General features: G+C 48.7%; 30 protein-coding genes and 1 pseudogene. 26 read left to right on the top strand and 5 right to left on the bottom strand.

Features of this window, described 5'->3' with window-relative positions; translation table 11 throughout:
- The first annotated feature begins 60 nt into the window (after window positions 1-60).
- The 13 genes from ACQG03_RS23405 (at window position 61) to ACQG03_RS23465 (ending at window position 11840) form a co-directional block, all read left to right on the top strand.
- Window positions 61-789, top strand: a complete 729-nt coding sequence (locus tag ACQG03_RS23405) for a virB8 family protein (RefSeq protein WP_004199085.1) — start codon at window positions 61-63, stop codon at window positions 787-789.
- Window positions 790-794: 5 nt separating this feature from the next.
- Window positions 795-1724, top strand: a complete 930-nt coding sequence (locus ACQG03_RS23410) for a TrbG/VirB9 family P-type conjugative transfer protein (RefSeq protein ID WP_000783386.1) — start codon at window positions 795-797, stop codon at window positions 1722-1724.
- Window positions 1721-2935: a VirB10/TraB/TrbI family type IV secretion system protein gene (gene virB10 / locus ACQG03_RS23415; RefSeq protein ID WP_001295060.1), complete on the top strand. Its 1215-nt coding sequence runs from the start codon at window positions 1721-1723 to the stop codon at window positions 2933-2935. The genes ACQG03_RS23410 and virB10 overlap by 4 nt, the downstream gene beginning before the upstream one ends.
- Before the next feature lies 1 nt (window position 2936).
- Window positions 2937-3134, top strand: a complete 198-nt coding sequence (locus ACQG03_RS23420) for a DNA-binding protein (protein WP_000629109.1) — start codon at window positions 2937-2939, stop codon at window positions 3132-3134.
- Window positions 3131-4165, top strand: a complete 1035-nt coding sequence (virB11, locus tag ACQG03_RS23425; RefSeq protein WP_000650512.1) for a P-type DNA transfer ATPase VirB11 — start codon at window positions 3131-3133, stop codon at window positions 4163-4165. Before ACQG03_RS23420 ends, virB11 begins: the two co-directional genes overlap by 4 nt.
- Window positions 4166-4167: 2 nt before the next feature.
- Window positions 4168-6003: a type IV secretory system conjugative DNA transfer family protein gene (locus ACQG03_RS23430; RefSeq protein ID WP_000053822.1), complete on the top strand. Its 1836-nt coding sequence runs from the start codon at window positions 4168-4170 to the stop codon at window positions 6001-6003.
- Window positions 6000-6392, top strand: a complete 393-nt coding sequence (locus ACQG03_RS23435; RefSeq protein WP_000738524.1) for a cag pathogenicity island Cag12 family protein — start codon at window positions 6000-6002, stop codon at window positions 6390-6392. The genes ACQG03_RS23430 and ACQG03_RS23435 overlap by 4 nt, the downstream gene beginning before the upstream one ends.
- Before the next feature lie 87 nt (window positions 6393-6479).
- Window positions 6480-6794 carry a TrbM/KikA/MpfK family conjugal transfer protein gene (locus tag ACQG03_RS23440; RefSeq protein ID WP_000754496.1) on the top strand — a complete coding sequence of 105 codons (315 nt, stop codon included), beginning with the start codon at window positions 6480-6482 and terminating at the stop codon, window positions 6792-6794.
- 85 nt (window positions 6795-6879) lie between these two features.
- Window positions 6880-7206 (top strand): hypothetical protein, encoded by a 327-nt coding sequence (locus ACQG03_RS23445; protein ID WP_004208538.1) that lies wholly within the window; start codon window positions 6880-6882, stop codon window positions 7204-7206.
- Entirely contained in the window at window positions 7203-7697 is a 495-nt protein-coding gene (locus tag ACQG03_RS23450; protein ID WP_001215543.1) for a thermonuclease family protein, read from the top strand. Before ACQG03_RS23445 ends, ACQG03_RS23450 begins: the two co-directional genes overlap by 4 nt.
- 82 nt (window positions 7698-7779) lie before the next feature.
- Window positions 7780-9042 carry an AAA family ATPase gene (locus ACQG03_RS23455; protein ID WP_000517490.1) on the top strand — a complete coding sequence of 421 codons (1263 nt, stop codon included), beginning with the start codon at window positions 7780-7782 and terminating at the stop codon, window positions 9040-9042.
- Between the two features lie 3 nt (window positions 9043-9045).
- Window positions 9046-11373: a type IA DNA topoisomerase gene (topB, locus tag ACQG03_RS23460; protein ID WP_004199098.1), complete on the top strand. Its 2328-nt coding sequence runs from the start codon at window positions 9046-9048 to the stop codon at window positions 11371-11373.
- Window positions 11374-11384: 11 nt separating this feature from the next.
- Complete coding sequence (locus tag ACQG03_RS23465) at window positions 11385-11840, top strand: H-NS family nucleoid-associated regulatory protein (protein WP_001293458.1); 456 nt, start codon at window positions 11385-11387, stop codon at window positions 11838-11840.
- 37 nt (window positions 11841-11877) lie between these two features.
- On the opposite strand, the gene ACQG03_RS23470 is transcribed toward ACQG03_RS23465, so the two are convergent.
- Window positions 11878-12528, bottom strand: a complete 651-nt coding sequence (locus ACQG03_RS23470; RefSeq protein ID WP_000351937.1) for a YkgJ family cysteine cluster protein — start codon at window positions 12526-12528, stop codon at window positions 11878-11880.
- Between ACQG03_RS23470 and ACQG03_RS23475 the strand changes: the two genes are divergently transcribed.
- From ACQG03_RS23475 to dqlB, 7 genes are all read left to right on the top strand, one after another.
- Complete coding sequence (locus ACQG03_RS23475) at window positions 12518-12784, top strand: hypothetical protein (protein ID WP_032072053.1); 267 nt, start codon at window positions 12518-12520, stop codon at window positions 12782-12784. The genes ACQG03_RS23470 and ACQG03_RS23475 overlap by 11 nt on opposite strands.
- Before the next feature lie 16 nt (window positions 12785-12800).
- Complete coding sequence (locus tag ACQG03_RS23480) at window positions 12801-12980, top strand: hypothetical protein (protein ID WP_023408316.1); 180 nt, start codon at window positions 12801-12803, stop codon at window positions 12978-12980.
- Window positions 12977-13798, top strand: coding sequence for a SprT-like domain-containing protein (locus ACQG03_RS23485; protein ID WP_000196235.1), 822 nt, complete (start codon window positions 12977-12979; stop codon window positions 13796-13798). Before ACQG03_RS23480 ends, ACQG03_RS23485 begins: the two co-directional genes overlap by 4 nt.
- A gap of 109 nt (window positions 13799-13907) precedes the next feature.
- Entirely contained in the window at window positions 13908-14162 is a 255-nt protein-coding gene (locus ACQG03_RS23490; protein WP_000510385.1) for a hypothetical protein, read from the top strand.
- Between the two features lie 17 nt (window positions 14163-14179).
- Window positions 14180-14455: a hypothetical protein gene (locus ACQG03_RS23495; RefSeq protein WP_000557557.1), complete on the top strand. Its 276-nt coding sequence runs from the start codon at window positions 14180-14182 to the stop codon at window positions 14453-14455.
- Entirely contained in the window at window positions 14452-14730 is a 279-nt protein-coding gene (locus ACQG03_RS23500) for a hypothetical protein (RefSeq protein ID WP_001093608.1), read from the top strand. The genes ACQG03_RS23495 and ACQG03_RS23500 overlap by 4 nt, the downstream gene beginning before the upstream one ends.
- 804 nt (window positions 14731-15534) lie before the next feature.
- Window positions 15535-15630, top strand: coding sequence for a DinQ-like type I toxin DqlB (dqlB, locus tag ACQG03_RS23505; RefSeq protein WP_000609145.1), 96 nt, complete (start codon window positions 15535-15537; stop codon window positions 15628-15630).
- 251 nt (window positions 15631-15881) lie between these two features.
- On the opposite strand, the pseudogene ACQG03_RS23510 reads toward dqlB, so the two are convergent.
- Window positions 15882-16394 (bottom strand): annotated as a pseudogene (locus ACQG03_RS23510) (Tn3 family transposase); the annotation flags it as partial.
- A gap of 143 nt (window positions 16395-16537) precedes the next feature.
- Between ACQG03_RS23510 and ACQG03_RS23515 the strand changes: the two are divergent.
- Window positions 16538-19555 carry a Tn3-like element IS3000 family transposase gene (locus ACQG03_RS23515; protein ID WP_004199413.1) on the top strand — a complete coding sequence of 1006 codons (3018 nt, stop codon included), beginning with the start codon at window positions 16538-16540 and terminating at the stop codon, window positions 19553-19555.
- Between the two features lie 219 nt (window positions 19556-19774).
- Entirely contained in the window at window positions 19775-20776 is a 1002-nt protein-coding gene (locus ACQG03_RS23520) for an IS30 family transposase (protein WP_023408311.1), read from the top strand.
- Between the two features lie 108 nt (window positions 20777-20884).
- Here the strand turns inward: ACQG03_RS23520 and ACQG03_RS23525 are convergent, their stop codons facing one another.
- Window positions 20885-21865 carry an IS5-like element IS5 family transposase gene (locus tag ACQG03_RS23525; protein ID WP_000019402.1) on the bottom strand — a complete coding sequence of 327 codons (981 nt, stop codon included), beginning with the start codon at window positions 21863-21865 and terminating at the stop codon, window positions 20885-20887.
- 234 nt (window positions 21866-22099) lie between these two features.
- On the opposite strand from ACQG03_RS23525, the gene ACQG03_RS23530 reads away from it, so the two are divergent.
- Genes ACQG03_RS23530 through ACQG03_RS23540 form a run of 3 tightly spaced genes read left to right on the top strand, consistent with a single transcriptional unit; the run spans window position 22100 to window position 23924 of the window.
- A complete protein-coding gene (locus tag ACQG03_RS23530) occupies window positions 22100-22912 on the top strand; it encodes a subclass B1 metallo-beta-lactamase NDM-7 (RefSeq protein ID WP_032495622.1) in 813 nt (270 codons plus the stop codon).
- A gap of 3 nt (window positions 22913-22915) precedes the next feature.
- Window positions 22916-23281 (top strand): bleomycin binding protein Ble-MBL, encoded by a 366-nt coding sequence (gene ble / locus ACQG03_RS23535; RefSeq protein WP_004201167.1) that lies wholly within the window; start codon window positions 22916-22918, stop codon window positions 23279-23281.
- Between the two features lie 4 nt (window positions 23282-23285).
- Window positions 23286-23924, top strand: a complete 639-nt coding sequence (locus tag ACQG03_RS23540; protein WP_004201168.1) for a phosphoribosylanthranilate isomerase — start codon at window positions 23286-23288, stop codon at window positions 23922-23924.
- Between the two features lie 10 nt (window positions 23925-23934).
- On the opposite strand, the gene ACQG03_RS23545 is transcribed toward ACQG03_RS23540, so the two are convergent.
- Window positions 23935-24966 carry a protein-disulfide reductase DsbD domain-containing protein gene (locus ACQG03_RS23545; RefSeq protein ID WP_004201169.1) on the bottom strand — a complete coding sequence of 344 codons (1032 nt, stop codon included), beginning with the start codon at window positions 24964-24966 and terminating at the stop codon, window positions 23935-23937.
- Window positions 24967-24970: 4 nt separating this feature from the next.
- Window positions 24971-25105 (bottom strand): divalent cation tolerance protein CutA, encoded by a 135-nt coding sequence (cutA, locus tag ACQG03_RS23550; RefSeq protein ID WP_023408307.1) that lies wholly within the window; start codon window positions 25103-25105, stop codon window positions 24971-24973.
- Between the two features lie 58 nt (window positions 25106-25163).
- Here cutA and ACQG03_RS23555 point away from each other — a divergent pair, with 58 nt between their 5' ends.
- Window positions 25164-25868 carry an IS6-like element IS26 family transposase gene (locus tag ACQG03_RS23555; RefSeq protein WP_001067855.1) on the top strand — a complete coding sequence of 235 codons (705 nt, stop codon included), beginning with the start codon at window positions 25164-25166 and terminating at the stop codon, window positions 25866-25868.
- Window positions 25869-25920 lie beyond the last annotated feature (52 nt).

The following is a 25920-nucleotide window of genomic DNA, read 5'->3' on the forward strand; positions in this document are numbered from 1 at the left end:
ATAAACAACCTCCGGTATCCGGAAAAAGCGAACCTGTTAATTCAGCAGAGGTAATGCGCAATGGGGTTTAAACTCTCAGGATTAAAACTTCCCGGTTTTAACAAGAAAAAAGAAGTAACAGACTCTTCAACTACTTTTGAAGAGAAAAATGTATTGATGCAGGAGAAAATGAACCGCATTTATAAATTCGGTGGTATTGCAGGAATTGCCGTAGGTGTGTTGTCTCTGCTGGCACTGAATGGAGCGCTACCGTTAAAGAGTACGGTTGTCGAAGCTTATCTTATTAATGGTGTCACTGGCGTTGCTGAAAGACTGACTTCTGTTAAAAAAGAAAACCTCTCTGAAAATGAAGCGCTGGCGAAATACTTCATTACTCAGTATGTGAAGCGTCGTGAAGGGTATAACTATTTCAGTCTCCAGCATGATTATGATTATGTTCTGTTATACAGCGCTGAGAATGTGGCGACGGATTACAACGCTTTAATCAACGGCAACCAGTCACCAAAGGTTATTTATAATAAAGCGGAAAAAACCGCATCTGTTCAGGATAATCCGTCCGTGATTATCAGTCCGTCATCCCGGCGCGATGATAAGGATATGGGAGCATATATCCGGTTTAAATTAACCATTCGAAATGTCGCGACAGGCCAGGATGATTATGAATACTGGAACGTCCGGTTGACCTACCGTATTGAACCACAGGTCGAAATGGCATCGGGTGACCGAAACAATAACCCGCTTAAATTCGTTGTAACGAGCTATGTACGCGATAAAGAAGTGAAAGGGTGAAAACTATGAAAATGAATAAAGGAGCGCTAATTGTGGCGCTTCTGTTGGTGTCGCACGTCTGCCATGCAGCCGTTACGCCAGCAGCCAGCCGTTTTGATCCCCGTAATCAGATTGTCAGTTATAACCCGCAAAACACGACAGTCATAAACAGTGCGGTTGGCTATACAACCACACTGGTATTTGACGAGGATGAAACGGTCATCAGTGCCAGAACCGGCTTTCCCCAGGGCTGGGAAGTGAACAAAGAAGATAACCTGGTGTATCTCGAAGTGAAGCCCGTCAAACAGACCGTACAGAAGAACAGTACCGATGACAATGGCAACCAGTCTTCAGAGGTGGTCAGTGTAGCCCTTGATCCTGAAAACGACCTGGAACGCTGGCGAACAAACCTGTTTGTTCGCACAACAAAACGTAATTACAGCATGGAGCTGAACGCCCGAACGTTCCGGCAGCCGGATAAGATCGCGTTTGTTGTTAATTACCAGTACCCGCAGGAACGCCGGAAGGAGCAAGCCGAAATCGAGAAGAAACGGATTGAGGCTCTTAACAAGCGGCAGGAGGAGCAGGCAATCAACCGTTCTCTTGAAAATGCGAAGTCGCCCAAGAACTGGGATTACTGGAAGCGGGTAGCTGACGGCAGCCAGTCAATCAGCCCGGATTATGCGTATGACGATGGCCGCTATACCTGGTTTGGCTTCAGCCCCCTGAAGAAAATCCCCAGCGTCTTTGTTATGAGCGGCGAACAGGAAACGCTGACTAACCCGGTAGTCAAAAACAGCGGTAGTTTCACCGTTGTTGGTGTTCCTGTAGACCAGCGCTTTGTTTTGCGTATGGGAAATCAGGTTGTTGGGGTTGAAAACCGGGGCTTTGGCAAAGTCCGTCTTCCGGCAGGAGATACCGTTTCCCCGAACGTTGAGAAAGAGGTGATCCAGTGAGCGAACAGGAAAATAAAATCCCGACCGCTGTAGAAATTGAACAGGCACTACGGGAACGGCATCAGAAAGAAATTGAGCAAAACGATAAAACGGATAAGGGAGATGAAGATGACGGTAAATCAGTAAAACGCCTGGGTATCGAGAAGCTTAAAAAATCGCGTAAGGGGCTGGTGATTATTGTGGCCGCTTTCCTTCTGCTGGCCGCCGGGGTGTCTGTCTACTATATCCCGTCGATTATTCGTGCAATGTCCAGCGGTGATGATAAGCCTGCCAGTAATGCGGTATCTACTGGTTCAGTAAAACGCGCGACAGGACTCAGCGATGATGTTGATCCATTCAACACCAGGGAAGAACCGGCTAAGACGGAAGAACGGAAGGAAAGCAGCGGCAAAGCGGAAACGCCACCGGAAAAAGTACAACAAAACTTCAGTCGTGCGCTGGATGTGGCCTATGGGGGGAGCAGCTCTGCTTCCTCAAATTCCGGTGGTAGCTCATCAACGGCCAGCAATACCAGGAACGAGGGGGACGGCAGTGACAAACAGGCAGAGGTTCAGCCTGTTAATGCAGGGCAACCCGCGCAGCTTTCTAAAATTACGCGCGTTCCTTATGACCCTAACCTTTTCATTCCTGAAAATACCGCGATTAAGTGCTCGCTGGACAGACGATTTATTTCTGATCTGGCTGGCAAGCTGGTCTGTACGATTAATGAGGACGTATACAGTGCAAACAGGAATGTAAAGCTAATTGAAAAGGGAACAGCCGCATATCTGATGTATAAAACGGGCACGTTCAATCATGGTCAGGGAGCCGTGTTTATCGCTGCTACGAAGCTTAGAACACGTAAGGAACCTTTCATTGATATTCCGCTGATTGATACACAGGCGGCGGGAGCGCTGGGTGAGGCCGGGGCTTCAGGCTGGATTGACACACATTTTGCAGATCGCTTTATGGGCGCGATGATGGTTGGCATGATCCCCGATGTGGCACAGGCCGCAAGTGGAGCGGCTAAAAGTAATAAAGACAATCAGACCGACTATACAGCTAACAGTCGCCAGGCTTTTGCTGATATAGCACGCGAAGCGTTTGCAAACAGCGTAAATATCCCTCCAACGCTTTATAAAAACCAGGGGGAAATCATTACTCTGATCGTTGGTCAGGATTTGGATTTCTCCAGCATCTACAAATTAAAAATGGTGGGTACCCGGAGGTAATTTGATAACGCTGGATATCAAAGAGTTTTCAATGCTGTTAGGAATAAGGGAAAGCGAAATATACCATCATATTCGTAAGGGCATACCAATAAATGGCGTTCCTTTCCCCAAACCACTGAAACAAATCAAAACGCATCGATTTAATTACGAAGAAGTCATGCGTTTTATTGAAGATCTTAAAGGAAAAGGTGAATTATGAAGGATGCAGAGAACAGACATATTGTTTATGAAATAATAGATGAATACTTCCACCACTGGCTTAATGAAGTCGATGGTTTAACTGAAATCGCGGTAAATCGGCCTGATGAACTGTTTGTTAAAGTGAGTGGGAAATGGCAGCAGCATGAATTAAAAATGGATTTTAAAGATTGTATGTCATTTGCAGGGGCAATTTCTGATTATCATGATGGTGGGTCGGTTACGCCAGAATATCCCTTACGTTCTGTTACGCTCCCCGGAGGGGAGCGTGTACAAATAGTTATTCCCCCGGCAACGGAACGGGAAACGGTGTCTATTACAATCCGTAAGCCGTCCAGTGTGTTTATCGACCATGATACCTTTGTTAAACAAGGGTTTTACTCAAGGCTAAATCAAGGGGGGAAATTCAGGGATAAAGAAGATGAATTATCTTCAATGTTTAAAGATAATTGTTTTGAACAATTTGTCCCTGAATGCCTGGTTAAGGGTAAAACGATGGTATTTTGTGCCGGAACGGGGGCGGGTAAAACCACCTTTGCAAATGCCTGTCTTCAGTACATACCCCATCATTTACGATGTATTTCAATTGAAGATACAGATGAAGCAAAGTTCAGGTTCCACAAAAATCATGTGAAATTGTATTACCCGTCAGAAGGGGAAAGTAGCACTGTCAGTTCCGCTTCTCTTTTACGTTCTGGTTTTCGTATGAACCCGGACAGAATCCTCATGACTGAGGTTCGCGGCGCGGAAGCCTGGGATTTTCTCAAAGGCTCAAGTTCCGGCCATGCAGGGAACCTTACAACCGTCCATGAGAGCACCCCTGAAGATGCTGTGCTTGGACTGGTTCAACGGTGCTATATGAACCCTGAATGTCAGAATTTGCCTTATAACATTATATTGCGGAGGGTGTTAAGCAACGTCGATGTGATTATGAGTATTAAGTACATCGATGAGGAAGATAACCGATTTGCATCGGGTATTTACTATCGTGATATTCATTTTCAGGAATACTTTGAAAAGCTGAAGGAGTGATTATGTCTCTGAAACTACCCGATAAAGGCCAGTGGGCTTTTATCGGTCTGGTTATGTGTCTTGTGACGTATTATACTGGCTCAGTTGCTGTTTACTTCCTGAACGGAAAAACGCCGCTTTATATATGGAAGAATTTTGATTCCATGCTGCTGTGGCGGATAATAACAGAGAGTAATATACGGACAGATATCAGGTTAACCGCAATCCCCTCTCTTTTATCAGGTATGGTTTCGTCTCTCATTGTGCCTGTTTTTATTATCTGGCAACTGAATAAAACGGATGTTGCTCTTTATGGTGACGCGAAGTTTGCCAGTGATAATGATTTAAGAAAATCGAAACTTCTGAAATGGGAGAAAGAAAACGATACTGATATTCTTGTAGGTGCATATAAAGGTAAATACCTGTGGTATACCGCACCAGATTTTGTATCACTTGGCGCAGGAACCCGCGCAGGTAAAGGGGCTGCAATAGGTATTCCAAACCTGCTGGTCAGGAAACATTCCCTGATTGCATTAGATCCAAAACAGGAACTGTGGAAAATCACCAGTAAGGTACGTGAAAAACTGCTGGGTAATAAGGTCTATCTTCTTGACCCTTTCAACAGTAAAACGCATCAGTTTAACCCGCTTTTCTATATTGATTTAAAAGAAGAGAGCGGGGCTAAAGACCTGCTGAAGCTGATTGAGATCCTGTTCCCGTCTTACGGTCTGACCGGAGCGGAAGCACACTTTAATAACCTCGCGGGGCAGTACTGGACGGGGCTGGCAAAATTGCTTCATTTCTTTATTAACTACGACCCCTCCTGGCTTGGTGAGTTCGGGCTTAAACCTGTTTTCTCAATTGGTTCTGTAGTCGATTTGTACAGCAACATCGACCGGGAGCTGATACTCAGTAAGCGAGAAGACCTGGAGGGAACAAAAGGACTTGATGAAAACGCGCTGTATCATCTGCGCGATGCCCTGACCAAAATCAGGGAGTATCACGAAACCGAAGACGAACAACGTTCGAGTATTGATGGTTCGTTTCGTAAGAAAATGAGTCTGTTTTATCTTCCGACTGTTCGCAAATGTACAGACGGCAATGATTTCGACCTTCGCCAGTTGCGCCGGGAAGATATCACTGTTTATGTTGGCGTTAATGCTGAAGATATGTCCCTGGCCTATGACTTCCTCAACCTGTTCTTTAACTTCGTTGTGGAAGTCACGTTACGAGAAAACCCTGACTTTGACCCGACACTGAAACATGACTGTCTGATGTTCCTGGATGAGTTTCCGTCTATTGGTTACATGCCAATCATTAAAAAAGGTTCGGGTTATATTGCCGGGTTTAAACTCAAACTTCTGACGATTTACCAGAATATCAGTCAGCTTAATGAAATCTATGGTGTTGAAGGTGCCAAAACGCTGATGAGTGCGCATCCCTGCCGGATTATCTACGCTGTCAGTGAAGAAGATGACGCTAAAAAGATTTCGGAAAAGCTGGGCTATATCACCACCAAATCGACAGGTTCAAGCAAGACAAGCGGACGCTCAACGTCGAAAAGCAGTTCAGAAAGTGAGGCGCAGCGCGCCCTTGTGCTCCCGCAGGAGCTGGGAACGCTGGATTTTAAAGAAGAATTTATCATTCTTAAAGGTGAAAACCCGGTTAAAGCTGAGAAAGCCCTCTACTTCCTCGACCCGTATTTTATGGACAGGCTGATGATGGTAAGCCCCAAACTTACCGAGTTAACCGCCTCTCTGAATAAGACTAAAAAAGTATTGGGTGTTAAAGGGCTTAAATATCCTTCTAAAGAAAAAATGCTCTCCGTCGGTGAGCTGGAGTCAGAGGTTTTACTATGAAAAAAATGTTAATGGTCAGTGTCCTTTTTCTCTCTGCCTGTTCCTCTCCGCCTGAACCACCACAGGTTGACTGGGAACAGAATCCTGAAACGGTGAATACACAATTAATGGACTGGCAACCGACATACTCAGTTATTAAATCAGACAAGGTTAATTCATCGTGGGTTAAGGTTATCCATAATTTCAGGCCTGAAAACCGCCTTTACGATGATGCTGTTTTTTATTCTGTTGCACATTCTGATTCAGTGATTGTTGAAACCAGTAACGGAACAGACTTTTTCACAGCTAAAAACTGGTTGAGGGCGAACGGTGCAAACGGTGTCATACAGTATCGTTATAAAATGAACTGTTTTTCTTGCCGGACTACCAGTGTTTATTTATCACGATAACGCCGGATTAATAAAATTCTTGTAATTTTATTGAGCCGGGGTTGAACAACCGCAGGGCGTTAGTTGCCCGTTATCCATGAGGTGTATATGAAAAAGACCGTAACCACGGCAGTGCTGCTTTGTGCGTTCGCTGCCGGAACTGCTCATGCTGAGGAAAAGGCCGACCCGAACGATCCATGTGCAATGGTGTTATGCCTTGCCGGAAAACTTGACGGAAGTAGTCCGGCAGAATGTGACCCGATGTATAAAAGTTTTATGTCAATCAGGAAAAAGAATAAACATGGTTTTTTACCCGATCACACGGCAGATGCCAGAAAGAAAAAACTAAATGAATGTCCTGCGGCTGATGCAGGTACAGTAAGTAAAATTATTTCAAGCTTTGGCCGATTGAAAAACTTTTAATTCTGTTTGATTTAATTCTGATGTGAATACGCAAGTTTCAGGTTTGAGACTGGAACTTGCGAACATTTTTTACAGGGGTGGGAGGATGAAAATTATTAACGTACCTGATGCAAGAAGTGTGAGAATTGCCGGAATTGAAATTATCGATAGTGTCAAATCGGTCGCTTCTGTTTTTACTGAAATTTTGTTGTTTATGGTCTGGTTTCCGGCAATTGTCTATGGGCTTTATCGTTTTGTTATCGTTTTGTGGGATGCTTCCTTAAAGCCGCAATCGCTCATTGAGTTTATTAATTTCATGGTTGAGTTATACAGCTATGTACTTCCTTCGTTGGCTGTTATCGCAGTGGCTTTAGTCGTCGTTTTATCCATTTTTAAAAGACTCTCAGCAATATGGGAGGGAAGAAAGCAATGAGACATTTTTTTAATGTTCTTTCCTTTGCTGTTGCCCTGTTGCCAGCTACATTGTGTGCTGCTCAGATTCAGGGGAAAGTTATTCGCGTTCTCGATGGAGATACCATCGAAGTTAAAACACTACCCGCGAAAATTGTTGTGTATGAAGTTCCGATTCGAGTCCGATTGATAAATATCGATGCACCGGAAAAAAAACAACCCTTTGGTCGCTGGTCAACCAATCAACTTAAAGCCCTGCTGGCAGGGCAATCAGTTACCGTCTCTTATACGCAAACAGATCGCTACGGGCGAGTCCTGGGACGAGTGGTGACAGCGAACGGCACTGAGGCTAACCGCCAGCAAGTGCTAAAAGGGGCTGCATGGGTTTATGACAGGTACAACACCGATAACTCATTACCGGCTCTGCAACGGGAAGCTCAGACACAGAAGCGCGGCCTGTGGGCTGACAGTAATCCCGTTCCTCCGTGGGAGTGGCGTCATAAACAAAACTGACGCGCTTCGCTTGTCCAACCCCTCCTCTGCCTGAAGAAAATCTTCAGGCAACGTCACGGTTTTTAATATACATGGTGCGCATATGGGTAAATTAACTCTGGTAGAGCAGGCTTTACGGCTCCATAAAGAATATTACGGTGAAGATAATTTTGGTACTGTCGTAAAGGATTGTGATTACTATCCTAAAGTGGCAGAGATTTTTATAAACAGAAAGAATCGTAAAATTTATTCGAATCTTGATATCGAACCCGTTGCTTCAACCGTCGTTCATACGGGAAGTAGCCCTGTTATGGCTAAAGCCGGGAGGATTAAAAAGCTTATGTTTAAAGATGGTTCGGGAGCATACCGGATTCATCTTGGTCAAAATGAAGTGGTTCATATTATTCGCTTCATTCTTAACTCTAAAGTCAGAATGGAGTACGCAGTTGGCACAACCAAAAGTATGTCGATGCTTCATAATCTTTGCGAAGCTGGACGCGCTAAATTAAACCGCTCTTTACCCCGTAAAGGTATCTGGAAAATCGGGTGTTACGACGGCGTTTATTATCACGGTAAGGCAAGGAAGGAAGAAATAGAAAACGCTTTACGTTTTTCTGTTCATCCAAAGTTTAATGAGCTGGAGAATGACTTTAATCAGTTCTTTTCGGATATTGATTTCTACACCCGTTATGGTCAGTCAGGAATGCGAAAAGTGCTTTTTACTGGTCCTCCGGGCACAGGGAAAACGACTATCGCAAAAGCTTTGGGGGCAAAATATCAGGATAAATATGTATTTGTTTATGCTGATGATTACTTTAAAGATGTTTGCTATGCCGCAGCTCAAAAGAAAATACCCGTTATCATAATAGCTGAAGAGGTTGATGAACTTTATCGGGCTGATGCCGGAACGTTAAGTTTTCTTGATGGGGCTGATACACCGCGAAATCTTGCCGGGACATATGTTATTTTTTCAACGAACTATCCTAACCGGATTGATCCGCGCATCAGAAAACGCCCTGGCAGAATTGACAGAATCATATCTGTAGGTGCTTTTCGGACTAAAGCCGCTGCCGCTTGTGCCAAAATGTACTTACCAGACGATATAAATATTGACCTTAAAGAACTTGGCGCGGTGCTGGACAGAACGACTCCTGCTGAAATAAAGGAGATAATAAATATTGCTATTGGCATGATTCGCGGAACAAAAAACGAATTAACAGTAGATGTAATCAAGAATGCGCGTGCCTTTTTGAAAGGAACCCTTGACCTTAGTGTGCAGGAGGCAGAAGAAGACATAGAGGAAAGGGAAGAAATCTTTAAAAAGAATGGTGCGCAGCCTGACTATTCAAGTTACCTTGAGGATTGATTAATGAGACTTTTTATTGCAGAAAAACCGTCTTTAGCAAAGGCTATTTTTGAAGGACTGGGCGGAAATCCCAATACAGAAAAGAAAAACGGCTATTTTGAACACGGTTCTGATGTCGTTACCTGGTGTTATGGTCATATGCTGGAGCTTTACGACCCACAGGATTATGACGACAAATATTCCAACTGGCGTTATAGTGATTTACCCATTAAAGCGGTTTATCCGCCAAAATATAAAATCAAGCCTGAATCAGAAGCACAGACCCGCATTATTTTGTCTCTTATCGATAAAGCCGACAGCATCGTTCATTCAGGCGACCCCGATGATGAAGGATGTTTGCTGGTTGATGAGATTCTGGGTTATGCCGGAAACAAGAAACCCGTCCAGCGACTGCTTGTTGCCGACCTCAACCTTGCGCCAGTGCAAAAATCACTGTCGAATTTACAACCTAACGATAAATTTCGCGGTATGACGTTAAGCGCCCTGGCGCGTTCCCTGTGCGATCAGGGTTTTGGCTATAACATGACGCGGGGATGTACATTAAAAGGCCGTGAGAAGGGCTATGACGGCGTTCTGAACGTTGGCCGGGTACAAAGTGCCGTTCTTGGTCTGGTGAACATGCGCACGCTGGCGAACCAGAATCACACAGAAAGCTTTTATTACGATGTATTCGCCAGTCTGTCGATGAACGGGCATCAGATTAAGGCGAAATATCAGACAACAGACGACGATCAGATAGACGAGAAAAAACGCCTGATCTCCGAAGCTCAGGCCGCGCATATTGCCGGACGTGTTACGGGTAAGGATGCTATTGTTACTATCGCGACGACAAAGCCGGAAAATAGCAAGCCTCCGCTTCCGCTTAACCTTTCCACGCTTCAGCAGCTCTGCGCAAAGCGATTTGGTTATTCTGCAAAAGATACGCTCGATGTGATGCAGGGGCTGTATGAAACTCACAAGCTTCTGACCTATCCACGTTCTGACAATCGCTATCTTTCAGATGAGCATTATTACCAGGCCGGAGATATTGCCACTGCTATAGCGGCCACCGTACCCGAACTGGCGTCTGCGATCGTAGATATGGATAAAGGCCAGAAACACAAAGCCTTTAATGCCAGTAAGATTGAGGCGCACCACGCCATCATCCCGACGACAAAAAGCGGAGCCGGTATTCAGCTTAATGAAAAAGAGCGGAACGTTTATAACCTGGTGTCCGTCTACTTTATCGGGCTGTTCTACCCGGATGCGATCCGCAACAAGACGAAAATCCACTTTGATATTAAGGGGGATACCTTTACGGCCACACAGAGCGTTCTGGTACAAAAGGGCTGGGAAGCGCTGGGTAAGGATAGTGATGACGAGGACGAAACCGAAGATGCCGGAACGGACGGTTTTGACCTTTCATTGCTGAAATTTAATGACAGCGGCCTGTGTGAATCGGCAGACGTGGACAAGAAAAAGACTACACCACCTCGCTATTTCACAGAGTCAACGTTACTGGCCGCCATGACGAGTGCGGCAAAATTCATTGATGATCCGGCTCTCAGAAAGGCGCTGGAAGCGAAAGACGAGGGCAGCAGTGATCGTGGCAGTATCGGAACGGAAGCCACCCGCGCGGGTATTCTTGAGAAACTGGCGGCAAATACCGGGCTTATCTCCATCGAAAAAGAAAAGGGGTATTCGGAGCTGGTATGGAAAACCACAAAACAAGGCCAGGAGTTTTGCGCTGCACTGCCTCCTGAAATCACTAAACCGGATATCTCCGCTCTGTGGGCTGAAAAGCAGTCTCAGATCAAAGCCGGAGAGCTGACAGTTGAGGAGTTTATTAAGGAAAATGATGAGTACGTCCAGGGGTTAATCGACGAGCTGGACAGGAACGGAATTTCGATTTCTTCAAATGCCACGCCCTGCCCGGTTTGTAACAACGGTTTCCTGCGTAAGCGTAAGGGGCAAAATGGCTTTTTCTGGGGATGCTCCTGCTACCCTGAATGCAAGACAACATTCCCGGACAAAGACGGCAAACCGGATATGGAAGCAAAATCCAGATCAGAAGGTTCCATGTCCCGGCTCGAAGCCCCCTGCCCTTCATGCAGTAAAGAAATTATTATCCGGCCTAAAGGCTTTTTCTGTTCCGGGTGCGAGTTTAAAATCTGGTCTGAAGTGTCAGGAAAAAAACTGACACAAAATCAGGTTGAGACATTAATCAAAAAAGGTAAAACCGGAGAGATTAAAGGCTTTACCAGTAATAAAACCGGGAAAAAGTTTGACGCTGCAATTGTTTTGCAGGATAAAACTACGGGTAAACTTGGGTTTCAGTTCAGTAAAAAATAAGGATTAACTCGATGAGTGAAAATGAAACGTTTGACGCAACAAAAAAGCTACTCCTGAATATTCGCTCTGTTCGTGTTTTTGCGCGAGAAACCAGCTTTGAACAACTGCTGGAAATGCAGGAAAAGCTTAACGCCGTGATCGAAGAACGTCGTGAAGAAGCAGAGCGTGAGGCAGCAGAACGCGCAGAGCGCGAAAGAAAGCGCCAGGAACTGCTCCAGTTGATTGCCGGAGAAGGTTTTTCACCGGAAGAACTGCTTGGCCTGTCCGAAGATGCGCAAAAAACACGCAAAAAGACGTTGCCAAAAGCGCCGCCTAAATATCAGTTTGATGAAAACGGCGAAACGAAATACTGGTCTGGTCGTGGCCGGACACCAAAACCAATCGACGAAGCGTTAAAAGCTGGCCGTTCTCTTGATGAGTTTCTCATCAAAAAAGATGCTTCCAGCACTGCTGGTGACGAACAGTAATCTAACAAGCCTCTGACACTGCGTCAGAGGCTTTTTTTTAGCAAAAAGGGCGCGGGGGGTTATGGTGAAGAAATCTTTGGATATCTTCGCGGGGATAAGGGAAGTAGTCTCTGATATCTTTGGTTTCTAACTTACCAGTGCAGTGATACGTCTGAAAATAGATCCACTCTGCTATTGTTTTGTAGATGTGATTTCCCATGTTCGCGCTTTGAGAACCATACTGCATGACTTGTGCATCCAGGTCATTACACATCTCCGGCGGAGTGAGTACATGATATGTCCTGCATAACAGCGGGCGGTAATTGTAGATTGAGCATGTTCCCTTCTCAGACAAAAACGGACATTTTGACTCATGCCCGGTCGTAAGCGGGTTGTCTCTGGCAGTAAGTTTACTTGCTTGTGCAATATGTGTTGCCTCAAGCGCGGTTAAATGAACATCCATTTTACAGCACGAAGAGCACCCCTTTTGACAGGAGGTAAACGTGCTCACAAATTCTTTGTTAAAACGATCCAAAAAGGCGTACATCTGTTTTAACTTGAGGTAAATATTACCGGATTGAGTATTGAGTTTATTTATGAGTGCCTTTAACTCATCGAAATACTTATCAGGTACGGGTTTCAGATTGGTATAGCCGGGTAATGTTTCGCCTGGCTCCAGGTGGATCACTGAGTTAGGTTTGATATCCATTGCTTTTGCTTCCTATATTCTTCTCGCGCTGGTTGTTCATTTGACACTAAAACAAGCGTCATACAATGGCAAGGTGTCAAGCCCAGCAGTAAATCACGCTTGCCAGCAAACCAGTTTCCTGCAGCCGGTTTGGCCGTTGATTTTTGCCAGCAATATTACCCGCTCGATGCCCGCCCTGGGCGTGAAATTGCCAGCAAAAAAGATTGCCGCTATCAAAGGTGTGGTTTATATTATCTGTATCGTACGATACAGATAATGGAGAAGCTTAATAGATGACTGAAAAAATCACTGACGAGGAACTGGTAGATTTGTTGGAGGCGCTCAAAAGAGCACATGGTATGGGCGTTTGTTCAAAGGCGGTTAAGCTGGCACAGCGTTGCGCTGATGTGTTCCCTGCTATTGTTGCAGAGTTACAGGAATATCGGAACGCCGCTAAGCGAACTTCAGCATGACAAGAGCCACGGAACGCGCTTACAGCGAGCTACAACAGGCGTTTGATTTCTATAACCAGCGCCTTTTTGACGGCGAACTCCCTGACTGTCTGATTACGTTCCAGCGCGGCAAGAACACAATGGGCTATTTCAGTTACAGGCGCTTTGTTGCTGCTGACGGCAGCGGCAGGATGATTGATGAAATCGCCCTCAATCCTGAATACTTCCCGGTGTACCCGCTTATTGAAGTCATGCAAACGCTGGTTCATGAGCAGTGCCATATGTGGCAGTACCACTACGGCAACCCGTCGCGTAAGACGTACCACAATGCGCAGTGGGCGGCAAAAATGGAAAGTATCGGACTTATGCCCTCCTCCACCGGGAGACCTGGTGGTGCGAAAGTCGGCCAGAAGATTAATGACTATCCGATCCCTGGTGGCCGCTTCCAGCGCGTCACACTGGAACTGTTCCAGGGGCAATTTGCTTTGAGCTGGTTTGATCGCTTCCCTGTCCAGGTCGAACAACAAAAAGATATGACCGCCGTAATAGAGCAATGGCGCGAAACGCTTGCTCTGGCGCATCAAAATGCTGAGGCCGGGATTGATATAGAAGCGGTGCTTTCTATGGCTCTGCTGCCGTCAGTGTCACCGCAGAACGGGAGCCATTCAGATGATATGGCCGGGAGCAATGACAATGATTTGTCAGTTGCAGCATTTGAGGACAAGCCAAAACGAAATAAAGTTAAATATCAGTGTCGCGGGTGTGGCGCTGCCGTGTGGGGCAAAGCCGGACTGAATATTGAATGCGGCGATTGCGAGCTGGCTTTCATCGAAAATTAATTGCCAGCAAATTTTCCCGGTCACATCTGTTGGCCAGTGTTTTTTGCCAGCAAAGTTTCTTCCCGGGTTCGCGCCGGCAGCGCAAAAATGACAGCAAAAGAGGGGTATCATGGGGCATTACACAATCAGAACGAATGACGACGAAGATCAGGCCATTAAAAAGGCGCAGGAAGCGACCGGACAGGCATCAGCCAGCAAAACCTTTATGACGGCTATCCTTGAGCTTCAGCGTAACAGAGACGAGATGGCGCAGCTACGGCGTGAACTGGCGCAGGAAAAAGCGCGGAGTCAGGAGCTGGTATCATCGGTAAAACAATTCCGTTCCAGCCTGAACAATCTGTTTGATCTGGCTGACAACCCTTAAATAACAAGGAGCGAAACGTGCATACCACAAATGCGATTATCCTGTGCCTGGTGTCATATCCCTGCATCGTTGCATGGGTTATCTATAAAAACAGATTTGTCGATTACTTGTTTTTAACTCTGCTTGCTTGTTTGGGGAGCATTTTTTCAGTCGTATTGTATAAACAGCCCGACTACTCATTGACCATATATCAGGCCGTTGCTGTCGGCTATGCTGCCGTGATCATGCCAACGGTGTTAGTTTTGAGTGTCGTTAATATCTTCATGGGAAAAGCAGAGAGAACGTGCAAATGAATACACTGGCTGCACTGGAAAATACGTTTCGTGATATGAGAAAGCATGGCTGCCAAACAGTCATGGTCACGCAGTCTTTAGCTGATTTTGGCCGCTACAGCTATAAACCGCGCCCTGCATTTCAGGACTGGATCGAACGGCTGAAGACTGGCGAACGTCTGCCGCGAGGCCGTTACTTTGTTGGCAAGAAGCCTGGTGGCCGCCTGGTGCTCATTGATGAATTGGGGGGAACATGGACAGAAAAAGTAACAGTGATTCATACCAACGCTGGATGATAGAGAAGGCTGACAAAAGGGAAAGGACGCAAATCAGTATGTCGTTCGTAAAGATGAAGGACGTACTTTTTAACGTGCTGGCTATCGGTACTGTTTTAGCAGCCCTGGTGGTGATCTTTTATGAAGTGCAAAGCAGCTTATAAATTGATGGCCGTTGACAATGAATGTCATACTACCTGACCGGGCAATGCCGGAAGATTTCTTTCACGGGTGATGGTTTGTGATCCCGGCATTGTTCCGGCGCTCTCTCGTAAATTCTCGCGCCCAATCCCCCTCGCAAAACCTCAGAATTCACGTAACGCACCGCGATTTCGGCAACCATCAACCCTAACGTCCTTATGTTGTTGGGTTTGCCGCAGAACAATTTATTCATTTAAAATAGATTTAAACGAAGCGGGAAACCGCAGACGTAAAAAAACCGACTGGTGAGGTCGGCTTTTTTACGGTTCCGGTGCGAGCTGGTAACTCAGCCCGGAAGGGAAACTCTCTACAACTGACAATAGTATGATAATCCGTGAAGCCTGATTATGCAATATGACGGGCAGTGACTGTGCGTTAACGGTTTGCCTGAACGTTAGATAAACGTATAATCAGAGGGTTAGCTCTGTGGTGAGTCTCTCCCTGCATTCCGCTAAATGCGGCATGAACAGGTTCAAAGTCCTGACAGGTAATACAGGTGGTGCTGGTTATCTGTGCTCTGGCAGGAGTGAGACTCTCTACAACTGACAAGACGAAGAGAAGCCGTGGTGACAGGCAGTGTAAGAGCAAGCCACGGTGTCTTTACTCCATTTATGGAGAAAACGGATGATTAACCTGTTAATCATCGTTCTGAGGGCGGTAGCGGCGCTTGCAAACGCGCTGATTGCCATTCTGGAACTGATCCGCCAGTTCATCGACTAATGAACACGGAAACGTAATTAAGGCCGGAGGAACACCACCTCCGGCCTTTAATAAAAATATAGTTTAGTTACAACATTCACTAGTCTGTACTAACCACCACACACCTGACCTTCTGCGCACAAGTTACCTTTAATCACTCCTAAACAGGCATTTCATGAAACTCCCCTGTTCTTGCATCGGTAACAGGGGTCTGACGCTCAGTGGAACGAAAACTCACGTTAAGCAACGTTTTCTGCCTCTGACGCCTCTTTTAATGGTCTCAGATGTCCTTTGGTCACCAGTTCTGCCAGCGTGAAGGAATAATGGCCGAGCATATTGATATGTCCGTGGCAAAGCGGGGAGAGGCGTGCGATATCTTCATCATTCAGTGTTTCACCCTGCGCCCGGAGATGATCCAGGGCTGCCTGCATATAAATAGTGTTCCATAACACGACGGCGTTAGTGACCAGCCCCAGTGTGCCCAGTTGATCTTCCTGACCGTCGGTATATCGTTTTCTTATCTCACCTTTTTGACCGTGACAGATGGCTCTGGCAACGGCATGGCGACTTTCTCCCCGATTAAGCTGGGTCAGAATGCGCCGGCGGTAATCTTCATCATCAATATAATTAAGCAGATACAGCGTTTTGTTGATGCGCCCCACTTCAATGATTGCCTGAGTCAGTCCGGAAGGACGTTCACTTTTCAGCAATGAACGGACCAGCACTGAAACCTGTACTTTGCCCAGCTTCAGGGAGCCAGCGGTCCGGATCATTTCGTCCCACTGAGGGGTTCTAGGGATTTTCCGTCCAAAAACGACAAAGTGCTCTGGAGGCCCCGCCGTCTGTGGCCTCCAGAGGGGTATTACTTTTTTCGAGATCCCTATTTGGGCTCTGTTTGAGTAAGATTTAGTCTTTTTGGGCTAAATCCATGGCATTCGAAGAACGTGTCCAAATCTTGTCCGAGGCAGAACAAGATGAGTTATATGGACCCCCCGCTTTCACCTCCGCCGACCAACGCTTCTTTTTCTCGCTGAACGATAAGGAACTGGCGATCGCTAAAAGCCTCCGTCATCGGGGCCAGCGTTACATGCTGGTGGTACTGCTGGGCTATTTCAAAGCCAAGCCGGTGGTGCTGAATCCCGGCTTTCATCAGATCAAGCAGGACCTCAAATACGTTTATCAAACCGTTCTACCAGGCCCAGGCTGTAGACCCTTTAATCTCACGCCAAAAGAGAACGAACGGATTTACCAACGTGTTTTCCAGCTCTGCAACTACCAGCGCTGGAATGTCAAAGACCATGGAGCGGCGTTGAGAGATTACTTATCCCAGCAAGCCAGAGCCTGGACAGCGCCTAGGCACCTCTTCGATGCGGCCAATGAATATTGTTCGGGGCAGAAGATCGCAATCCCTGCCTACAGCACGCTGCAAAAGATCATCAGTCAGGTGGTGGGAGACGAACAGGAACACATGGCCGCGCACCTTGAGCGTGCAATGTCACGCGGTCTTAAGCAAGCACTGGCGGAGCTCGTGAACGGCACAGGTCCACTGCCGTTCCGACAGTTGCGACAATCGGCTCGTAACTTCACCGGAACCGAGTTGGAGAAAGAACTGATTGTCTATCGCCATATCCAGCATTGGATGCCGGAAGTGGATCTGCTGTTGAGCACGCTATCACTGTCGCAGAAAAATCTGCAACACCTGGCAGAGAAAGTCGACTACTACGGTGCCAAACTGAAACGTCAAACCGTAGGCAGCCAATGGCTGTATTTATTGTGCTATCTTCAAACGCGATGGCAGCAAGCGCTGGAACGTATTGCCGATGGCTTTGTGCATCATGTCAGACAGACCAAACAGAAGGCAAAGGATTATGCGCAGGAAGCGGTGTTTAAGGATTGGCAAAAAGCAGCTAAAAATGTCAGCAAGGCAGCTGAAGTACTGCACCTGTTCATTGATGACAGCATTGATCTGCAACTACCGTTTGCAACAGTAAGACAGCAAGCACTGAGCCTGCTGACCAAAAGGGATCTGGAATCTGTATGTCTCTTCCTGAACGAGCAGCGACGATCGGTCGATGAAGCCATGTGGCAGTACTGCGACGAGAAAGAAAGTCTGCGGAAAGGTTTGCTGCGAGAGTTGTTCCTATGTCTGCGCTTCGAAGGCTGCGACGGCACCCAGCACTTAGCGGCCGCCTTGGCGAAAACACAAAACGAACTCAACGGCCAGGACGCTCAGTTGCAAACTGCCGACACCAGACTCCTTTCCAAAAAATCACGTGAATTCCTGCTGGATGGTGAAGGGAATATCCTGATCGATCGTTATGAGTGGTTCCTCTATCAACAGATTCCTGATCGCCTGAATGGCCAGCTGACGCTGCCTGATATCACTAAATACCGGGCACTCGACGCCGACCTGATCGACGGGGAACATTGGCGAAAAAACAAATATACGCTGCTTCAACAGAGCCATTTTACAAAATTAGCGGAGGAGCCTGAAAAGCTGATCAAACAGATGGCCATGGAATTGGATACCCGTTTGTACGAAGTCGGCGAATATCTTGAACAGGAAGACAACCGGAATATCATCTTGCGTAATCCGCAGGGTAAACGCTTCTGGCGCCTGCCTTCGGCCAGCAAACATCATCTGGTCAACAATCCCTTCTTCCAGCAAATTCCCACAACGGGGATTGCGGATGTACTGCGCATGGTTGATCGTGACACCGGTTTCATTGACTGCTTCGCTCATGTGCTGGGTTCCCAATCCAGAAGCCGTTCCCATGAATATGACCTGTTGGCAATTCTGGTCGGCAATGCAACCAATCAAGGCATTTACGGCATGGCACAGATCTCTGATCGTACCTATGATCAGCTCAGCACTATCCAGGCGAACTATCTTCGCCTGGAAACATTGAATGCTGCTAACGACAACATCAATAACGCGACAGCCAAGCTACCCATCTTCCGGTACTACAACATCCAGGAAGATGTGATCCACGCCAGTGCCGATGGTCAAAAGTTCGAAGCCCGGCGCGAGACCTTCAAAACCCGTTATTCGTCGAAGTACTTTGGCACTCAAAAAGGTGTTTCTGCCATGACCTTGATCGCCAATCACGCTGCGATCAACGCCAGAGTGATCGGCGCCAACGAACATGAATCGCACTACATCTTTGATTTGTTGATGAGCAATACGTCAGACATCATTCCGGATGTGCTCTCAACCGATACCCATGGGGTGAACCATGTGAACTTCGCGTTACTGGATCTGTTCGGATACCAGTTTGCCCCACGCTATGCCCAGGTTGGCAAAGTGATCAATGACATGTTTGATGTCAAGGAAGACAAAGAACACCGAATTCAGCTGTGCTTAAAAAAGCCAATCAATACCCATCGTATTGCGCAGCACTGGGATACCATCCAACGGATTGCAGTATCACTTAAGCAGCGGAAAACAACGCAAGCCACCTTGGTGAGAAAGCTCTCGGAGTACAAGCGCAATCACCCGCTGCTGGAAGCCCTGACGGAATACAATCGCCTGGTGAAAGCGAATTATCTACTGTGCTACATCGATGATGCCAGTTTAAGAAACTATGTTCAGCGCGCGCTGAACCGGGGAGAGGCCTATCACCAACTGCGTCGGGCCGTGAGCAGCGTCAATGGGGATCAGTTCCGGGGCAGTTCAGACGAAGAAATCCAGCTATGGAATGAGTGCGCTCGCCTGGTCACCAATGCCATCGTTTACTTCAACTCCAGGATACTCAGCCAGCTGTTGACCAGCTTCGAATACCAAGGAGATACCAAGAGAATAGATATCGTCAAACAGGCATCCCCTGTGGCCTGGCACAACATTAACCTCAAGGGGACTTACCACTTCGAATTGAGCGAAAAATTGCCAGATCTGGAGGAGCTTATGCGCTCAATCGAGGGATATTTACCCGTCAGCGAAAAGTAATACCCCTCTGGAGGCCACGGACGGCGCGGCCTCCAGAGCACTTTGTCGTTTTTGGACGGAAAATCCCTAGAACCCCATTATCTAAAAATACTTAATTGTCTTTTAACGTCGCTAAATTTTAAATAAATAAGTGAAGAGTGTTAGTGGAGCCACTGATTTAAAGTTGGCAGAGTAAAACTTGAAGTGCGACATAAACCACCTAATTAATTTAAAGGGTTTATGGAGTATATAAAATTGTCATACCATCATCTTAACTTTGAAGATCGTACTGCATTAATGCTTGAGTCAAGAAAAGAAGGCTTTTCAGCCAGAAAATTTGCTGAACTCATTAAAAGACATCCTAGTACGATCTATCGTGAGCTTAAAAGAAATAGCATCAATGACGTTTATCAAGCTCGATATGCTTCTGATAACACCTTCGCTAGACGTAGACGTGGTCACAGAAAACTCAAAATCGATTCAATCCTCTGGAAATTTATTGTTGAAGCGATCCGTTGTTTATGGTCTCCTCAGCAAATAGCAAAGCGTTTAAAGACATTTCCTGATTTGGATCAAACAATGAATGTAAGCCATACAACGATTTATTCAACGATACGAGCATTACCAAAGGGTGAGTTGAAAAAAGACTTATTATCCTGTCTACGTCATGAAAATAAAAAGCGAAAAGCTAACGGTGAACCTAAAAAAGATTCTATATTACAGGATATTAAAACTATTCATGAGCGCCCAGCCGAAGTTCAAGAAAGAAAAATACCGGGTCATTGGGAAGCTGATTTAATTAAAGGTAAAGACAATAAAAGTTCGATAGCAACACTTATTGAACGAAATACACGGCTCTGTATCTTGGCAACATTACCTGATGCAAAGGCAGAATCAGTGCGCAAGGCTTTAACTGAAGCTCTGAAATATTTACCTGCAGAACTGCGTAAAACGTTGACCTATGACCGTGGACGTGAGATGTCAGAACATAAAATACTCGAAGAAGATTTAGGCATAGATGTATATTTCTGTGACCCACATTCACCCTGGCAAAAAGGCACATGCGAAAATATGAATGGTTTAATTAGGCAATATTTACCTAAAGGGATTGATTTAAATCAGGCAGATCAGCATTATTTAAATCAAGTTGCCATGTCACTGAATACTCGTCCTAGAAAGGCGTTAGATTGGCTTACACCATTAGGGAAGGTGCGAATAAGCGGGGAAATTCTTCTCGGCTGACTCAGTCATTTCATTTCTTCATGTTTGAGCCGATTTTTTCTCCCGTAAATGCCTTGAATCAGCCTATTTAGACCGTTTCTTCGCCATTTAAGGCGTTATCCCCAGTTTTTAGTGAGATCTCTCCCACTGACGTATCATTTGGTCCGCCCGAAACAGGTTGGCCAGCGTGAATAACATCGCCAGTTGGTTATCGTTTTTCAGCAACCCCTTGTATCTGGCTTTCACGAAGCCGAACTGTCGCTTGATGATGCGAAATGGGTGCTCCACCTTGGCCCGGATGCTGGCTTTCATGTATTCGATGTTGATGGCCGTTTTGTTCTTGCGTGGATGCTGTTTCAAGGTTCTTACCTTGCCGGGGCGCTCGGCGATCAGCCAGTCCACATCCACCTCGGCCAGCTCCTCGCGCTGTGGCGCCCCTTGGTAGCCGGCATCGGCTGAGACAAATTGCTCCTCTCCATGCAGCAGATTACCCAGCTGATTGAGGTCATGCTCGTTGGCCGCGGTGGTGACTAGGCTGTGGGTCAGGCCACTCTTGGCATCGACACCAATGTGGGCCTTCATGCCAAAGTGCCATTGATTGCCTTTCTTGGTCTGATGCATCTCCGGATCGCGTTGCTGCTCTTTGTTCTTGGTCGAGCTGGGTGCCTCAATGATGGTGGCATCGACCAAGGTGCCTTGAGTCATCATGACGCCTGCTTCGGCCAGCCAGCGATTGATGGTCTTGAACAATTGGCGGGCCAGTTGATGCTGCTCCAGCAGGTGGCGGAAATTCATGATGGTGGTGCGGTCAGGCAAGGCGCTATCCAGGGATAACCGGGCAAACAGACGCATGGAGGCGATTTCGTACAGAGCATCTTCCATCGCGCCATCGCTCAGGTTGTACCAATGCTGCATGCAGTGAATGCGTAGCATGGTTTCCAGCGGATAAGGTCGCCGGCCATTACCAGCCTTGGGGTAAAACGGCTCGATGACTTCCACCATGTTTTGCCATGGCAGAATCTGCTCCATGCGGGACAAGAAAATCTCTTTTCTGGTCTGACGGCGCTTACTGCTGAATTCACTGTCGGCGAAGGTAAGTTGATGACTCATGATGAACCCTGTTCCATGGCTCCAGATGACAAACATGATCTCATATCAGGGACTTGTTCGCACCTTCCTTAGAGAAATTTGCTCAGCTTGTTGATTATCATATGGCTTTTGAAACTGTCGCACCTCATGTTTGAATTCGCCCCATATTTTTGCTACAGTGAACCAAATTAAGATCATCTATTTACTAGGCCTCGCATTTGCGGGGTTTTTAATGCTGAATAAAAGGAAAACTTGATGGAATTGCCCAATATTATGCACCCGGTCGCGAAGCTGAGCACCGCATTAGCCGCTGCATTGATGCTGAGCGGGTGCATGCCCGGTGAAATCCGCCCGACGATTGGCCAGCAAATGGAAACTGGCGACCAACGGTTTGGCGATCTGGTTTTCCGCCAGCTCGCACCGAATGTCTGGCAGCACACTTCCTATCTCGACATGCCGGGTTTCGGGGCAGTCGCTTCCAACGGTTTGATCGTCAGGGATGGCGGCCGCGTGCTGGTGGTCGATACCGCCTGGACCGATGACCAGACCGCCCAGATCCTCAACTGGATCAAGCAGGAGATCAACCTGCCGGTCGCGCTGGCGGTGGTGACTCACGCGCATCAGGACAAGATGGGCGGTATGAACGCGCTGCATGCGGCGGGGATTGCGACTTATGCCAATGCGTTGTCGAACCAGCTTGCCCCGCAAGAGGGGCTGGTTGCGGCGCAACACAGCCTGACTTTCGCCGCCAATGGCTGGGTCGAACCAGCAACCGCGCCCAACTTTGGCCCGCTCAAGGTATTTTACCCCGGCCCCGGCCACACCAGTGACAATATCACCGTTGGGATCGACGGCACCGACATCGCTTTTGGTGGCTGCCTGATCAAGGACAGCAAGGCCAAGTCGCTCGGCAATCTCGGTGATGCCGACACTGAGCACTACGCCGCGTCAGCGCGCGCGTTTGGTGCGGCGTTCCCCAAGGCCAGCATGATCGTGATGAGCCATTCCGCCCCCGATAGCCGCGCCGCAATCACTCATACGGCCCGCATGGCCGACAAGCTGCGCTGAGCCATGGCTGACCACGTCACCCCCAATCTGCCATCGCGCGATTTCGATGTGACAGAGGCGTTTTATGCGAAGCTGGGCTTTGCGACGAGTTGGAAGGATCGCGGCTGGATGATCCTGCAGCGCGGCGGTTTGCAGCTCGAATTCTTCCCCTATCCTGACCTCGACCCAGCTACGAGCTCGTTCGGCTGTTGCCTGCGGTTGGATGATCTCGATGCCATGGTGGCATTGGTGAACGCGGCGGGAGCCGAGGAAAAAAGCACCGGCTGGCCGCGCTTCAAAGCTCCGCAACTGGAGGCGAGCGGCCTGAGGATCGGCTACCTGATCGATCCCGACTGCACGCTGGTGCGGCTGATCCAGAACCCCGACTGACCGCATGCCCGCGAAAATCAAGATTTGCGGGATCAGCACACCCGAGGCGCTCGATGCGACCATCGCGGCGCGGGCGGACTATGCCGGGTTGGTGTTCTATCCAGCGTCGCCCCGTGCGGTTACGTCGAATGTCGCGGGCGCTTTGACATCGCGCGCAGCTGGCCAGATCGCCATGGTCGGTTTGTTCGTCGATGCGGATGATGCTGTCATCGCCGACGCACTGGTGGCAGCCAAGCTGAACGCGCTGCAGCTGCACGGTTCGGAATCGCCCGAACGCGTGGCCCAGTTGCGCGCGCGGTTTGGCAAGCCGGTGTGGAAGGCGCTGCCCGTCGCCAGCGCCAGCGATGTCGCACGCGCCGCAGCCTATGCCGGGGCGGCGGACTTGATCTTGTTCGACGCCAAGACCCCCAAAGGCGCGCTGCCCGGCGGCATGGGGTTGGCGTTCGACTGGTCGCTGCTGGCCGGATATCGCGGTGCCTTGCCGTGGGGGCTGGCAGGCGGGCTAAATCCGACGAATGTTGCCGAGGCGATTGCGCGCACCGGAGCGCCGCTGGTCGATACCTCCAGCGGCGTCGAAAGCGCGCCGGGCGTCAAGGATACCGACAAGATTACCAATTTCGCCTTTGCGGTGCGCTTGGCCTAAATCGCGTCGATCAATAGGCGTCGTTCAGCGCAAAGATCGGCTTGCGGGTGCGCCACTGCCCTCGGGTGAAGTCGGGAAAATCTAACGTGCGATTGCCCTCAGCAATCGATTGTTCCGACAGAGGCGTGATCGCGCTCCAGGCCAGCGCGTCGTAAATGTCGATTGGCATCGGGGCCTTGGCCTTCAGCGCCTCGACAAAAGCGTGGATCACGAACCAGTCCATCCCGCCATGCCCGGCCCCTGCCGCCAGATCGGCGTAGCGTTTCCATAGCGGGTGATCGTATTTCGCAAACCAGCCCTCGGCAGGCTCCCAGCGGTGCGGCTGTGGGCTCTTGCCCTCCAGATAGATCGACTTGTTGACGTCCATCCACAGCCCCTCGGTGCCTTGCACCCGAAAGCCGAGAGAATAGGGGCGCGGCAGCGAGGTGTCGTGGCACAGCATGATCGTTTCACCATTAGTGCAGCCGATCATGGTGTTGACCACATCACCCAGTGCGAATTTCACCTCGGCGTTGGGATGATCGGCAGAGCCGTTCTTGACGACATAATCATGCAGCCCGCGCGCCTTACAGCCGAAGCCGCCAGCGCCCGCTTCGCCCGGCAACGCGACCTTCAGGGTGCGGGTCTGCGGCGGGTAGCACACGCCGGCATCGGCGCAGCCCTGGTACTTCACGGTCAGGGTGGTCGCGCTCGCGCCGGCCGCGGGCGTGCCGGTGAGGGTGCCGAGCAATTCCTTGCGGTAGGTTTCGACGTCGCCGAAGAATTCGTCGCGGTAGGCCTTGCCCTTCGGCAGCGCCATGGTCGCGCCGGTGAAGGCGGCATCGGCCTTGACCGAGGTGCGGTGCCGGTACAGGTAATAGCCGTCGGCGATCCGCCAGCGCACCTCGATGCGGTCCGGCGCGGTGGCCTGCGCGGACAGGACGAAGACCTCGTCGACCGGCGGCAGTTCGAAGTCCTGGGCGACGGCCGAGGTCGCGGGCAGCGCAAGCAGCAGGGCGAGCCCGGCCAGCCAGCGGCGCAGGCGGATCGTGGATGCGGTCATTGGCTCAGTTTACCGGTCGGCTCTCGGCGGCCAGCCATTGCAGGTATTCGGGCAGGCCGGACGCGGCTTCGACCGCGAGCAGCTCCGGGAGTTCGTAGGGATGCAGTTGGCGCAGGCGTTCCTGCAGGGCGGGGGGCACTGTTGCAAATAGTCGGTGGTGATAAACTTATCATCCCCTTTTGCTGATGGAGCTGCACATGAACCCATTCAAAGGCCGGCATTTTCAGCGTGACATCATTCTGTGGGCCGTACGCTGGTACTGCAAATACGGCATCAGTTACCGTGAGCTGCAGGAGATGCTGGCTGAACGCGGAGTGAATGTCGATCACTCCACGATTTACCGCTGGGTTCAGCGTTATGCGCCTGAAATGGAAAAACGGCTGCGCTGGTACTGGCGTAACCCTTCCGATCTTTGCCCGTGGCACATGGATGAAACCTACGTGAAGGTCAATGGCCGCTGGGCGTATCTGTACCGGGCCGTCGACAGCCGGGGCCGCACTGTCGATTTTTATCTCTCCTCCCGTCGTAACAGCAAAGCTGCATACCGGTTTCTGGGTAAAATCCTCAACAACGTGAAGAAGTGGCAGATCCCGCGATTCATCAACACGGATAAAGCGCCCGCCTATGGTCGCGCGCTTGCTCTGCTCAAACGCGAAGGCCGGTGCCCGTCTGACGTTGAACACCGACAGATTAAGTACCGGAACAACGTGATTGAATGCGATCATGGCAAACTGAAACGGATAATCGGCGCCACGCTGGGATTTAAATCCATGAAGACGGCTTACGCCACCATCAAAGGTATTGAGGTGATGCGTGCACTACGCAAAGGCCAGGCCTCAGCATTTTATTATGGTGATCCCCTGGGCGAAATGCGCCTGGTAAGCAGAGTTTTTGAAATGTAAGGCCTTTGAATAAGACAAAAGGCTGCCTCATCGCTAACTTTGCAACAGTGCC

This window comes from Enterobacter cloacae complex sp. 342H5 (assembly GCF_050030905.1).
Classification (GTDB): Bacteria; Pseudomonadota; Gammaproteobacteria; order Enterobacterales; family Enterobacteriaceae; genus Enterobacter; species Enterobacter intestinihominis.